The organism is Desulfotruncus arcticus DSM 17038 (assembly GCF_900113335.1).
Taxonomy (GTDB): domain Bacteria; phylum Bacillota; class Desulfotomaculia; order Desulfotomaculales; family Desulfallaceae; genus Desulfotruncus; species Desulfotruncus arcticus.
This window is the reverse complement of sequence record NZ_FOOX01000035.1, coordinates 1-13843: the sequence shown is the minus strand read 5'-3', so window position 1 is coordinate 13843 and position 13843 is coordinate 1. Positions and strand designations below refer to the sequence as shown.

The window sequence follows — 13843 nt, the reverse complement described above, 5'->3', positions numbered from 1 at the left end:
CTGTTTTCCGTACTAAAAGGTCACCTAAGCATGGATCGCCTTACTAAACGGGGGATTGACAAAGCTTTTAACGATATCATGATTTGTCTGATTACGTTTCTTGCTGGAACCATTGTTCAGCTTAAAGATAAAGCATTACCAAATGTAGCTTAGTAGCAATGATTTAATATTTGCTTTGCTTTTTTGTGTCTGTTAATTGGGGTGATTTCTACTCTTTTTTAGAGTTAATTTGTTCAATTCCATCTTTACTTCAAATAAATAGGTTAATTTTGGTAAACCTATGCTTTAGTATGATATTCTCTTTTTTATGTCAGTTTAAAATTTTGAATTCTGCAATTGGCTCGACATTAAAATATAAACAATGATGTGTTTTTGGGCAAAGATGCCTCCGTTCAGGGGATAAAACCACTGTACGGGGGTTTTATTATTTTCCGTGGAAGCCGGGGATACTTCCAGGCTGACTTCAGTTTTTTGCTGGAATACGCTTTGCTAGTCCAGGAGGCTGGCGCGGAAAGGTTGCACTTTGCTGATAATTTTTTTTATTTCGAAAAAGGTTTTTTTATTTGCCAGTAGAATATACAAGTAGGGTTCAGGTTGTATACAGGTTGTATATTTATCTTTGCATGAGGAGGGCAACTTGTATCTGTTGAGCCGGGGCCGTGAAAAGTCTTATAAAAGTTATTGTAGGAGGTGTCGTTAATGATTCCCAAACTGTTTAATCTGGCAGGAAAGGTTGCACTGATAACAGGTTCGGCCAGGGGGCTGGGGCGGGGCTACGCCCAAGGACTGGCCGGTGCGGGGGCGGTAGCCGTTTGCATGAGCCGTACTGTTCCAGATGAGACAGTAAGCTTAATCAGGGAAGCCGGTGGTAAAGCGGAGGCTGTCCGAGCTGACGTAACTCATACCGCGGAGGTTGAAAATGCCATAAACGCAGTCGTGAAAAAGTACGGGAGGCTGGATATTTTAGTCAACAACGCCGGTACGGAAATTCCCAAAAAGTTTTTAGAGTATACGGAAAAAGAATACGAGGCGATAATGGACACAAATCTTAAAGGGGTGTTTTTTGCTTGCCAGGCAGCGGCCCATCACATGGTTCGCCAGCGCAGCGGTAAAATCATCAATGTAGGTTCTCTGGGTAGTCAAATCGGGCTCGCCGGTGCGGCGGTATATTGTGCTTCAAAGGGGGGGGTACTCCAGTTTACGCGGGCACTTGCTGTGGAAATAGCTCCATATAATGTTCAGGTTAACGCAATAGGTCCGGGATATTTCAGAACGGATATGACAGAACCCTTCTTTCAGGATCCCGGCCACAAAAATTGGATCGAAAACCGAATTCCCATGGGGCGTATTGGTAAGCCGGAAGATTTGGTCGGCACTGTTGTCTTTCTTTCAAGTTCTTCTTCCGACTATATTACAGGTCAAATTATATATGTTGACGGAGGCTGGCTGGCCAGTTAACATTGATCTTTTACAAGCATGTTTTTTAAGTTGCAACTATTATTTTGGAGTGATTGATTTGTTAGCTGTCAAATATAACGGAATCGGGGATGTTAGGACTGAAGACATACCCAAACCGGTTTGCGCTCCTGGCAATGTCCTTATAAAGGTGGCTTACGCGGGTATCTGCGGATCCGACCTGCACATTTATAGGAAGGGCATGTTTGTCACTTACCTTCGGGAAACCATGGGACACGAATTTTCCGGAGTTGTCGAGAGTATTGGCGAAGGGGTTCAGGGGCTTGAACCCGGCGATCACGTCGTTGGAGACCCACGGGTTACCTGTGGTAAATGTCGCTGGTGCCGGCAGGGGGCATTTAACCTTTGCCCTGAGCTGGGTTTTATAGGTGAGGTTTCCCCCGGATGTTTTGCGGAGTATATCGAAATGAATGTCAAAAAAATTCTTAAAGTGCCTCCTGAGATCAACCTCCGCCGGGCCGCTCTGGTGGAACCCGTTGCTGTAGCGCTGCATGCTGTAGATCAAGGTAAGATTACGGAAAAAGACTCTTTGGGCATTGTCGGTGCCGGCCCGGTTGGATTGCTGACAATTGCCGTGGCTAAGGCCTTGCGGGTCAAAGAAATAACTGTTTTGGACATTTCCCCCGCCAGACTTGAGCTGGCACGGAGGCTTGGAGCGGATAAGGTTATTACCGCTTTCCCGGAGGAGTGTTCCGGTGCGATTGATGTTGCCGTGGATGCCGTGGGAAAAGAAATTACCCTGAACGGTATCCTTAACTGGCTTAATCCCAAAGGCAGATTAGTAATGGTTGGTTTATACGAGGAAAAAGCTAATTTTGATCCCAATAGTGTAGTTACCAAAGAACTTGATTTAATTGGAGTAAATGCCTACGAAACCACTCACTTGGAGAGAGCAATAGATTTTCTGATAGACTGTTCGCCTGATATTGAGCAGGTCATCACTCATGTTCTGCCGCTTGAATCAGCAGGAGAGGCGTTTTCTCTGTTAAATTCAGCGGGAACAGGGGCTGCAAAAATTTTATTGGCTCCCTAACTGTAGATCAGATAAAAATTATACGTGTCATTCAAGAAAAACGAGAGGAGAGACAGAATGGTCAGTTTGGCAAACCGGGTGGACAAGCTTCGCAATAAAGGAAAACAGCCTAATCTTGCCCAGATAGCTTATACACAGATAAAGGAAGCAATTATTTTCGCCAAGTTTAAACCCGGTGAGTATATAAGCGAGAACATGCTGGCAGCGGCCCTGGAAATGAGCAGGACGCCGGTAAGGGAAGCATTGAAGGAGTTGGCTTATGAAAATTTAGTTGAAATCATGCCCGGGCGGGAAGCTGTTGTAAAACATATTACCCAAAAGGACTTAAAAGAGATTTTTGAATTGCGCAGGGTATTGGAGTGTTTTGCTGCCGAAACCGCTCCGGAAAATTTTGGGGATGATGAAATTAAGGAAATAGAAGAAACCTGGATGTCTTTCCAAAAAAAAGTGGAGCAGGGCCGGCAGATAGAATGGGAAGCATTGAGTCATTCTGACAACAAGCTTCACTCAATGATTATTGATAAATGTAATAATGCGCATTTAAAAAATTTCATGAGCGTTTTGGGCCAGCAAATATTGAGGTACCAGCTTCTCACGGCGATGGCTCTTGGTGACATGGCTGATACCATTCGGCAGCACTTGGAAATAATTGCTCTTCTAAAAGCAAGAGAGACAAAAGAATTAATTCCTGTACTCAGGCAGCACATAGAGGAAGCTGAGAAAATTCTTATGAAAAGTCATTTTGAAAAGTAAGTGTTCAAGCAGGGGTATTAAAGTCATAAATTATCATTGGAATTTATTGGCTATCGGATTTTATCATTGATCAGCAATTAACGGGAGGTCGTGGGTTTGTATTTAACCGGTGAGGAACAGCAGATGCTTGACGGCAAGTTTGGTGAAGGCGTGTCAATAGCTATGAAAGTACTGGTGGCGGTGGGTGAGGCCTTTGGCGCCGAACGGATGGTGGAGATAACCCGGTCTCATGTAGCTTTAAGCAATCAGGAGGCTGATTTATGGTTTGTAGAAAAACTGGTAAAAGCAGGGGCCACATGCAGGGTTTCGCCCACTGTTAACCCGGGCTTTAACCTGGAATACTTTCAACAAGTAAAAGCAGTTGATCGTGACGACGAAGAAATAATAAAGCGAACGAGGGCGGCCTATAAAACAATTGGTGCTACGCTAACATACAATTGTACCCCCTATCTTGAAAAAAATATACCACGTTTTGGTGAAATAACAGCTTTCTCTGAATCAAGCGCAACACCATATATTAATTCCGTTTACGGAGCCAGGACAAACAGGGAAGCGGCTCAGAGCGCCCTTTGTGCTTCAGTGGCGGGCAGAGTGCCTTTATATGGTTTACTTTTAGATGAAAACCGAAGGGGCCAGGTCCTGGTCGAGGTACAGGCCAAGATGGAGAGTGACTTCGATTACAATATGCTGGGTTACTGTGCCCCTAAGAAAATAGGCTTTGGAGTACCGGTTTTCACCGGCCTGCCCATAAAAACTTCTCCGGAGGCTCTGATGAATTTGGGTGCACAGCTGAATACGGCCGGAGCGGTTTCCCTTTATCACATTGTAGGGGTTACTCCTGAGGCACCGACAATCGAGGCTGCATTTCACGGTGAAGATCCGGAAAAACGGGTGGTTATTACTGAAGAGGATATTAAACAAGTGCGGGATGTTATTTCCGCTGAAGCCGGCAAAATTGATTTTGCCCTGTTTGGATGTCCTCACCTGACCATTAATCAGGTGGCAAAGATAGCCAGGATGCTGGAAGGGAAAAAGCTGGCTGTTGAGTTATGGGTTTGCACCTCCTCACTGACAAAGGAATTGGCCAAACGTATGGGCTATCTGGGGATTATCAACAGGGCGGGAGGCCATATTGTGGAAGATACGTGCATTGATCAGCCGTGCTGGCAATTCCTTTATGGTAAAAAGGGAGTGACAGATTCCCCCAAATGCGCTTATTACACTGAGAGAAGAAATATGGATTTTGTTATCAGAAGCATTTCAGAGTGTATAGAAGCTGCAATTAAGGGGGAAGTGAAATGAGCGAACAAAAAGTTTTAACGATGAAATGTCATAAGATAGCCGGTGGCAAATCCTGTGGCGAAGCACTTATTTCATGCGATGATATGTGTTTTTACCTGGTCGAGCCCCGGAGCGGCGTTGTTATTGAAAAAGGACACGCGCTTGAAGGGCGGAGTATTGCCGGTAAGGTATTGATATTCCCGAGCGGGAAAGGGAGTTCCGTAGTGCAGGCTGACGGCTTATATCAGTTGAAAATGAAGGGTACGGAGCCGAAAGCGATAATAATCCAGCACCCGGATACTGTTTTGGTGGCCAGTGCTATAATCATGGACGTTCCTCTGGTGGACGGCCTGCCCCCGGAATTTTATCAGGCGGTTGTTTCCGGTGACGAGTTGGAAGTCGATGCGGATAACTCAATGGTTACGATCAAGAAAAGAACTTAAGGCGTAATTTTCTTTGCGGACTTTCCTGGTACATAAAAAAAGCCCAAAAGAGATGAGAATAGGAGAAATGAAATGATTATTTTAAAAGATGTCAACAAAGATCCCAAAAAGCTTGAAGATGTTCACAGCATAGTGGCAAGCATTCTTGAGCAGGTAAAGATTGAAGGCGACCAAGCTTTGATCGAATTAACAAAGCAATACGACAGAGTCGAGCTAAGCGTGCTTAAAGTACCCCGGAAAGCTTTTCAAAAGGCTTATGAGCTTGTCTCCGGAGAAACGATAAAAAGTTTGGAGTTTGCGGCGGAACAGATCAAGTATTTTGCTGAACACCAGTTGGCTTGTTTGCAGCCGCTGAAAAGGTGTGAGCATATTCCGGGAGTTACACTTGGACACAGGCTCGTGCCTATTAAAACATGCGGCGCTTATATTCCGGCGGGACGTTACCCGCTGCCTTCAACTGCGCTGATGTCCATCATTCCCGCTAAAGTAGCCGGGGTGGACAAGATTATAGCCTGTTCCCCACCGTCAAAGGAATTCGGAACAATTCACCCGGCGGTACTGGTGGCCATGGATATTGCCGGTGTGGACGAGGCTTACTGTATGGGTGGAGCCCAGGCCATTGGCGCATTCACTTACGGAACTGAGAGCGTCCCAAAAGTTGATATTATTGTAGGTCCCGGCAACAAGTATGTTACTGAAGCTAAAAGGTTGGTCAGTGGCAGTGTGGGTATTGATATGCTTGCCGGCCCCAGTGAGGTTTTGATTATTGCTGATGAGTCAGTTCCGGCACAGTTTGTAGCTGTTGATTTGCTGGCGAAGTGCGAACATGATCCCAACTCTATTGCTATTTTTGTTACTACAAGCAGAAAATTGGCGGAAGAAGTTCAGAAATCTATCAAAGAGGAACTTAAAACCCTGGGCACGGCTGAGCTTGCCGCCCGGACCTGGGCGGATAACGGTAAAATTATCATTGTGGATAGTATGGATGAAGCCGTCAAAATTTCAGATGAGCTGGCACCGGAACACTTGCAAATAATGACAGAAAATGACGATGAAATAGCAGGCCAACTTTGCAACTTTGGTTCCCTATTTATAGGTAAAACCGCCCCGGTAGCCTTCGGGGACTACGTTTCAGGCACCAATCACACTTTGCCCACTTTAAGCTGCGCACGCTTTACCAACGGAGTCTGGGTGGGGACTTTCATAAAGGTTTCCTCTGTCCAGAAGGTTAGCATGGAAGGTGCGTCCAGGCTTGCGGGGGTCTGTTCACATCTGGCGGGAGTTGAGGGATTGCTGGCGCACCAGCGTTCAGCAGAATTGAGAAGGGGTTATTGACAGGGGGATAATTTATGTTTGCTATGCAGTCTCAACAGGAATTGAACGTACAGGGCAACGACATTGTGCTTCAACTTCACGATGTATCCAAAATATACCCCGGCACAGTTGCACTGTACAAGGCGAACATGGAGGTCAAGCGTGGAGAAGTTCACGGGATAATTGGCAAGAACGGGGCTGGAAAGTCGACATTGGTTGGGATCATCGCGGGGATTGTGACGCCAACCGAAGGTGATATTATTATTGGCGAAAAAAAATACCAAACATTATCCAGAATAATTGCCAAAAAGGAAAGTATAGCGGTTGTTCCCCAGGAACCTCAGGTGATTCTCGATCTCACTGTGGCTGAGAACCTCTTTCTGGGGAATTACGGTGAACAAGGAATGCTGATTAAGTGGAAGGACTTGTATGCTAAAGCAAAACAGGTATTGAACAGGGCAGGCCTGCAAATAGATGTTCGGGCCAGGGCGAGAGATCTGCCCTTAAGCGAACAGCAATTATTACTCGTGTTAAAGGCATGTTTTGTTGAAGATGCCCGGATTGTGATATTAGATGAAGCTTCCGCCAGTCTTTCCCAGGATGATGAAAATCTTTTGCACCAGATAATTGAAGGAAGAAAAAAGGAAGGTAAAACCATTATCCTTATCTCACACCGGACAGACGAGTTATTAAAAGTTTGTGACCGTGTAACCGTGGTGCGTGACGGCAGAACTATCGGTAATCAGGATTGCCGTGCTCTGAAGAAAGAGACGCTCTCTTCTTTGATCGTAGGAGAGGGGTACAGGCAAAGTGATATTTCTGCCGGGCGAAGCCCCGACAGGTTAAAAGAAGAAGAGACTGTGCTTTCAGTTGAGGGCCTGACGAATTTGCCGGCATTTAAAAATATTAGCTTAACTTTAAAGAAAAAGGAAATCTTAGGTATTGCAGGACTGAGAGGAAGCGGCCGCACCGAAATTTTTAAGGGTATAGCAGGGATTGACCCGGTTAATGAAGGGTGGATTAAAATCGGCAATTTAAAAACACGCTTTAATACTCCTACCCAGGCACTGCGAAACGGTATCGTCTACCTTCCGGAAGACAGGGAAAGGGAAGGCCTGATCAAGTCCCAAACCGTAAGGGAAAACTTGATCCTCAACGCCCTCGGTAAAGTAAGTAAAAAGTTTGTAATAGACAAAAAAGCAGAAGTTGATTTTATCTCCAACGCCGTTGATGTTATGGAAATTAAAATTGCTTCTATAGAGCAGGAAGTTAATCAATTAAGTGGGGGGAACAAACAAAAGGTTGTTGTTGGAAGAATTTCGGCCGCCCAACCAAAAGTTTTTTTGTTGGATGAACCCACAAGAGGCGTGGATATAGCTGCAAAGGACAGTATTTTAAAAATCGTCAGGGAACGGCTGAGTCAATCGGCGGGGATTATTATAACATCACCGGGATTGGAAGATTTGATGATGATTTGTGACCGCATTCTGGTCCTTTACCAAGGAGAAATAATCAAAGAATTTTTCAGGGAAGAGTTCAACGAGGGGGATCTGTTCCTGGCTTTACAGGGGCATGTTTAAAAAAGGTTATAAGTTTGGTTTATGAAACTTCAATGTTCTTAATAAAAAAGGGGAATAGCTTATGTCAAAAAAAGTACAGCTGGAGTTGTTTTTGTTGGACAACTTAATCTGGGTGATTGTAGCCGGGTTTTTCCTGATGAATATTATCGTTACTCCCAATTTTGCGACTTATGGTAATTTTGTCAATATTTTATTCCATTCAACAATTATGAGTATGCTGGTGCTGGGAGAAGGTTTAGTGTTAATTATCGGGGCTCTGGACTTATCTCTTGAGTCAATTGTGGCTTTTGCTCCAGGTGTTGTTATGTTAATGGCTACGCAATGGATTCCCGGGGGGATAAATCCGGTTATGTGCATAATATTAACCCTTGCTGTTGGTGCCCTTGTTGGGTATTTTAACGGGTTTTTTATAGCCCGTATCGGGGTTAATCCTCTTTTGCAAACTCTTTCCGTAGAGATTATGTTGAGGGGACTGGTGCTATTTTTGGTACCGTTTTCAATATTCCCCTTACATAAGATTTACACTTATGCTGGGCAGGCAAGATTATTCTTGAATATTCCGGCAGCAATAATAATTATGCTAATTGTTTATGTTGTACTGCATCTTATACTTCAGTATACAACCTTTGGCCGGAATTTTATGGCTACAGGCGGGAACGCCCGGGCGAGTTTTATCGCAGGCATTAATACAAACCGTATGGTTATTGCCGCTTTCGTGCTGGCTGGTTTGCTGGCCGCTTTGGCCGGGCTTTTGGCGGCTGGCAGACAAGGGTCGATTTCCAACACTATGGGGCAGGGAATGATCATGCTGGCTTTTGCCGGAGCCATATTGGGCGGATGCAGTCTGGATGGGGGGAAAGGCACTCCTCTGGGAATGCTGGGAGGTACTATTCTTCTGGGCATGATAGATAACTCCCTAAACTTGCTGGGGGTTGGTGTTACGCTGGTTTATGCAACCCAAGGGGCTTTGATATTTATGGCGATTATCATCGACAGGGTAAGGGCAAAAGCCCGGAGTTATTTGTTGCACCAGGAACAGGTTAAAAAATTGGCGGGTCAGGAGCAACAAGCGTAACAACTAATAAATCAATTAAGGGAAAGGAGGTTAATAACTTAAAACTACAGATTGCGGTGTCGTGCGGGTATAAATAATGCAATGGGTCGGTTTCTAAATTACTTATTAAAGGAGTTGTATGGTATGAAGCTAAAACAGGCTCGGTATTTTCTAATTGCAATGTTTATCATGGTAGTAACCATAGTATCGGGTTGTGGGGCGAAGCCAAATAACGATACAACCAATGAATCAAATTCAAATGATTCCGGTTCACAAAAACAGCTGAAATTTGGCATGGTTATTAAGGATCCTTCCGCTCCGTACGAGCAGGCTTTTATTCACGCGGCGCAGGATAAGGCCAAGGAGCTTGGGGTAATTATTGATATCAAAGACGGTCAGGCCGACTCCCTGAAAATCATGAATTTAATGGATACCTATATCGACCAGAAAGTTGATGGCTTTATTATGGCGGGTGCGGTAGACCTAAAAGCAATAGTGCCGGGGATACAAAAACTAAATGCGGCTGGTATACCGATCATGGCTCTTGATACTTCTCCCGAAGGCGGAAAGGTTGACCTTTTCTTGTCCTTTGACATTGAAGATTCAAGCAGAAAAGCCGCAAAATTATTTGTGCAGGGTATCAAGAATAGAAATGGCGGAAATGTGCCCGATGGTGTGGTTATAGAGATCATGGGTTCCGTTCAGGATATGTTTGCTCAGGCGTGTACCAAAGGTTTCCGTTCTGTTATTGACCAATACCCGCAGCTCAAAGTGGCGCAGGGCGATGGCAAATGGAATAATGTTGATGCAAATGCAAGGACGAGCGATCTATTAACCCGGTACGGTCAAAAGGTTCTGGGTATCTACGTACATACTCCGGATATCATGGCGCCGGGTGTTGTTTCGGCAATCGAGGCGGCGGGCCTTAATCCCAAAGATTATGGTATTTGTGGGATTTGTATAGGACCGGAGGGGATGGATTTAATTGAAAAGGGCAAAATTTTAGCTGTAGTTGAGCAGCCGGCATATGATTCCGCAGCGCTTGCCGTGCAGTACCTTTATGACGAATGCAACGGCAAGCCGATTCCAAAAATTGGGGACACTGTTATGGCTGACGGTGAAATTTGGTCCCCGGCCGAAGTTATCAAGAACCCGTGGGTTGATGAAGGAGCCTATATGAAGCTGAAGGGACCGATTGTCCCGAACGAGGTCAGACCGGATGATCCCCGTCTCTGGGAGAATAAACTGAAAGATTTGTGGACAAAAAACAATTAGCAGGTTGAACATCGTTCATAGCCCCCCGGAAGGTTTCCGGGGGGCTATGAAAATAACGCAGGTAGCCATACTGCCAATTAAAATCTGGGGCCAGGCATAACTGCTTTTAATTTAGAAATGAGTGGCAAAAAAGAAAGGTGGACATCAATGGGTAATAAGATTAAAGCCGACCTGATTGTTTGCCATGCTGACCAATTGATTACCATGGCCGGGGCTTCAAAAACGCCCAAGCACGGGTGCGGAATGTCCCGGATCGGGCTAATAGAAGATGGGGCAGTAGCGGTAAAAGAAAAGGAACTCATAGCGGTCGGCCTTACACCGGAGGTTATGGAAAAGGTGGAAGTTGGCCCGGAGACCATGATTATTAATGCAGCTGGTAAATTGGTCATGCCGGGGCTGGTGGACCCGCATACGCACTTGGTTTTTGCCGGATCGAGAGAGCATGAACTAGAGTTAAGGCTAAAAGGATTGCATTACCTTGACATCCTAAAGCTGGGCGGAGGTATATTAAGTACTGTAAGTGCTACTCGGGCTGCTTCGCAACAAGATCTCTTACAGATATCCCTAAAGTATCTTGACCAGATGATTGCTCATGGTACCACTACCGTAGAGGCAAAAAGCGGGTATGGCTTGAATCTGCGTGATGAGATTAAAACATTAATTATACACCGTGAACTAAATACTCTGCACCCTGTTGATCTGGTTTCCACTTTTTTGGGAGCGCATGCTGTACCAGAGGAATACCGGGGCAATCCCCAAGAGTATGTCGAGCTGGTGGTGGGAGAAATGCTTCCGGCGGTAGCCCGGGATGGTTTGGCGGAGTTCTGTGACGTTTTCTTTGAAGATGGTGTCTTTGACAAAGAACAATCAAGGCATATTCTAATATCCGCTAAAAAGCTGGGGTTTAAGCTGAAGGTTCACGCTGACGAAATCAAGTCGCTTGGAGGGGCTGAATTGGCGGCGGAAATTGGGGCAGTGTCTGCTGATCATCTGATGGCGGTTTCGGAAGAGGGAATTAGGAGGCTGGCCCAAACCGGGACGATAGCCGTGCTTTTGCCCTCAACAACATTTTGCATGATGGCTCCTCAATATGCCCCGGCCCGCAAGATGATCGACAGTGGAGTTGCCGTAGCCCTGGCCAGTGACTTTAACCCCGGAAGCAGCCCGGTTAACAATATGCAGGTAGTAATGGGTATTGCCTGTCGCCAGTTAAAAATGAAACCTGCCGAGGTAATATCCGCGGTCACCATCAATGCCGCTCACGCTATAGGTAGGGCCGGGGAGGTAGGCAGTCTGGAAACCGGTAAAAGGGCAGATATGGTAATTTTTGATGCACCTAATTATCAGTATCTAATGTACCGATTTGGCCTAAATCTAGTGGATAAAGTAATTAAAGACGGAAAAGTTGTTGTAGGAGGATAAGAAATGCGGAAACTGGTGGAGTGCGTACCGAATTTCAGTGAAGGCCGCCGGCCAGAGGTGGTGGCTCAGATAATTGATACAATCAAGAGCGTGGAAGGCGTCAGAGTACTTGGCGCATCAACTGATGCCAGCCACAACCGGGCGGTGGTCACCTTTCTCGGCGAGCCCGGTCCGGTAAAAAACGCAGCTTTTCTGGCGGCTGCCAGTGCTGCGGAATTAATCAATATGGAGGAGCATCAAGGGGCACACCCGCGCATCGGGGCCACGGATGTAATTCCCTTTATTCCCATCGGAGAATCAACCATGGAGGAATGTGTGGAACTGGCGCGGGAATTGGGCCGGGAAATTGGGTATAAACTGAATATCCCAGTTTATCTGTATGAGGCAGCGGCAACCCGCCCGGAACGGAAAAACCTGCCCGCAGTGCGCAAGGGAGAATATGAAGGACTAAAAACAGCAATAACCCGGCCTGAGCGGCAGCCCGACTTCGGCCCGCCGCACCTGCACCCGACCGCCGGCGCCACTGCCGTTGGGGCCCGCCCGCCCCTGGTGGCGTATAACATTAACCTTGGCACTGCAGACGTGGTCATAGCCAAGGCTATTGCCAAATCAATCCGGGGCAGCAGCGGGGGGTATCCGAGCATTAAAGCGCTGGGAGTGATGCTGGAAGACCGTCAGGTCGCCCAGGTTACGATTAATGTATGCAACTACAAGGAAGTATCCCTGCACCGGGTATTTGAAACCGTTAAAACTGAAGCCGCCCGTTACGGAGTAAATGTGATCGGCAGTGAAATTGTCGGTCTTTTGCCCATGGAAGCGCTGCTTGACGCAGCGGATTTTTACCTGCGCCTGGAGGGCTTTAGTTTTAACCAGGTGTTGGAAAAACGACTGCTGGATCAATAAGAAAGGATGGCTAGACCAATGTTGATGGAGATGACCGTAAAAGGCTTTTTAGCTGAACTGGCCTCAAAATCCCCCGCCCCCGGTGGCGGCAGCGTTTCCGCCCTGGCCGGTTCACTGGCTGCAGCGCTGGTTGCCATGGTGGCGCGGCTGACCGGGACCGAAGGAGATAACGAAGGCATGCGGGGAATACTGGGGCAGGCCGGTGACCTTATGGAAAAACTAAACCGGCATGTGGATGAGGATACCGCAGCTTTTAGCCTGGTAATGCAGGCTTACCGGCTGCCCAAACAAACAGAGGCGGAAAAAGAGCAAAGGGCTGCGGCAATTCAAGAAGCACTGAAAGGTGCAGCCAACCACCCGCTGCTGGTGGCCGAAGAATGCCTGCAGGTTTTAGTATTGTGTATGGAGGTTGTGGCTATAGGCAACCCCAATGCGCTGAGCGACGCCGGAGTGGCCTCACTTATGGCCTACAGCGGCATAACCGGCGCCATGTTTAATGTTGCGATAAATCTGGAAGGGATCAAGGACCCTGTCTTTGCACAGCAGGCAAAGGCGGAGAGGGACAGAATAATGTCCGAAGCGAGCCACCTTTATGCCGGTATCCAGACCCTGGTGCAGAAAAAATTAATTTACATGGTTGAATGGTAGCCGTATTTTTTCAGGAGGTGTGTATATTCCTGAGTAAAGTTGATCGAGGCAAATTAATTAAACGATGGGAGAGATAGCAAATGCTGAGCAATAAAGAGATAGCGGGAGCCATGACGGTCAAGCTGGATAACGTTCTCCCCGCAATGCCCGAATTCGTTGCAGGCATCAGAAGAGCCCCTGACAGGGGTTTTCGCCTGACACCTGAACAAACCAAAGTAGCCTTAAAAAACGCATTGCGTTACGTGCCGGAAGAACTGCATGAACAACTGGCGCCGGAATTTCTAAATGAGCTGCTGACCAGAGGCAGGGTCTACGCCTACCGCTTTCGCCCGGAAGGCCGTATCTATGCCCGGCCGATAGATGAATATAAAGGAAACTGCCCCGAAGGGAAAGCCTTTCAGGTAATGATTGATAATAACCTGGACTTCGAAGTGGCTCTTTATCCCTATGAGCTGGTGACTTACGGTGAGACCGGCAGCGTCTGCCAGAACTGGCTGCAGTACAGGTTAATTAAAAAATATCTTGAGACAATGACCGACCACCAGACACTGGTGATGCAATCCGGCCATCCTGTAGGCCTTTTCCCGTCCAAGCCGGAAGCCCCCAGAGTAATTATTACCAACGCCCTGATGGTGGGAATGTTTGACAACCAGGAGGACTG

At 46.7% G+C, this 13843-nt stretch carries 12 protein-coding genes and 1 pseudogene; all 13 read left to right on the top strand.

What is annotated here, in order from left to right; genetic code table 11:
* Positions 1–699 precede the first annotated feature (699 nt).
* Positions 700–1458 carry a glucose 1-dehydrogenase gene (locus tag BM056_RS24990; RefSeq protein WP_092476129.1) on the top strand — a complete coding sequence of 253 codons (759 nt, stop codon included), beginning with the start codon at positions 700–702 and terminating at the stop codon, positions 1456–1458.
* A 58-nt stretch (positions 1459–1516) separates the two neighbouring features.
* Positions 1517–2509 (top strand): zinc-dependent alcohol dehydrogenase, encoded by a 993-nt coding sequence (locus BM056_RS24985; RefSeq protein WP_165613714.1) that lies wholly within the window; start codon positions 1517–1519, stop codon positions 2507–2509.
* 57 nt (positions 2510–2566) lie between these two features.
* On the top strand, positions 2567–3262 hold the full coding sequence (locus BM056_RS24980) for a GntR family transcriptional regulator (RefSeq protein ID WP_092476122.1): 696 nt from the start codon (positions 2567–2569) through the stop codon (positions 3260–3262).
* A 96-nt stretch (positions 3263–3358) separates the two neighbouring features.
* Positions 3359–4564, top strand: a complete 1206-nt coding sequence (locus tag BM056_RS24975) for an aconitase X catalytic domain-containing protein (protein WP_092476119.1) — start codon at positions 3359–3361, stop codon at positions 4562–4564.
* Positions 4561–4986, top strand: a complete 426-nt coding sequence (locus BM056_RS24970) for an aconitase X swivel domain-containing protein (protein ID WP_092476116.1) — start codon at positions 4561–4563, stop codon at positions 4984–4986. The genes BM056_RS24975 and BM056_RS24970 overlap by 4 nt, the downstream gene beginning before the upstream one ends.
* Positions 4987–5058: 72 nt before the next feature.
* Positions 5059–6321, top strand: a complete 1263-nt coding sequence (gene hisD, locus BM056_RS24965; protein WP_092476113.1) for a histidinol dehydrogenase — start codon at positions 5059–5061, stop codon at positions 6319–6321.
* Positions 6322–6335: 14 nt separating this feature from the next.
* The gene (locus BM056_RS24960; RefSeq protein ID WP_238456660.1) at positions 6336–7880 is read left to right on the top strand and encodes a sugar ABC transporter ATP-binding protein; all 1545 of its coding nucleotides are present in this window, start codon (positions 6336–6338) and stop codon (positions 7878–7880) included.
* Positions 7881–7941: 61 nt separating this feature from the next.
* Positions 7942–8955: an ABC transporter permease gene (locus tag BM056_RS24955; protein WP_092476110.1), complete on the top strand. Its 1014-nt coding sequence runs from the start codon at positions 7942–7944 to the stop codon at positions 8953–8955.
* Positions 8956–9078: 123 nt separating this feature from the next.
* The gene (locus BM056_RS24950; protein WP_238456659.1) at positions 9079–10209 is read left to right on the top strand and encodes a sugar ABC transporter substrate-binding protein; all 1131 of its coding nucleotides are present in this window, start codon (positions 9079–9081) and stop codon (positions 10207–10209) included.
* 147 nt (positions 10210–10356) lie between these two features.
* A complete protein-coding gene (gene hutI, locus BM056_RS24945; RefSeq protein WP_092476107.1) occupies positions 10357–11631 on the top strand; it encodes an imidazolonepropionase in 1275 nt (424 codons plus the stop codon).
* 3 nt (positions 11632–11634) lie between these two features.
* Positions 11635–12534, top strand: coding sequence for a glutamate formimidoyltransferase (ftcD, locus tag BM056_RS24940; RefSeq protein WP_092476104.1), 900 nt, complete (start codon positions 11635–11637; stop codon positions 12532–12534).
* 6 nt (positions 12535–12540) lie between these two features.
* Positions 12541–13182: a cyclodeaminase/cyclohydrolase family protein gene (locus tag BM056_RS24935; RefSeq protein ID WP_092476101.1), complete on the top strand. Its 642-nt coding sequence runs from the start codon at positions 12541–12543 to the stop codon at positions 13180–13182.
* Positions 13183–13262: 80 nt separating this feature from the next.
* Positions 13263–13843, top strand: a pseudogene (locus tag BM056_RS24930) (urocanate hydratase); the annotation flags it as partial.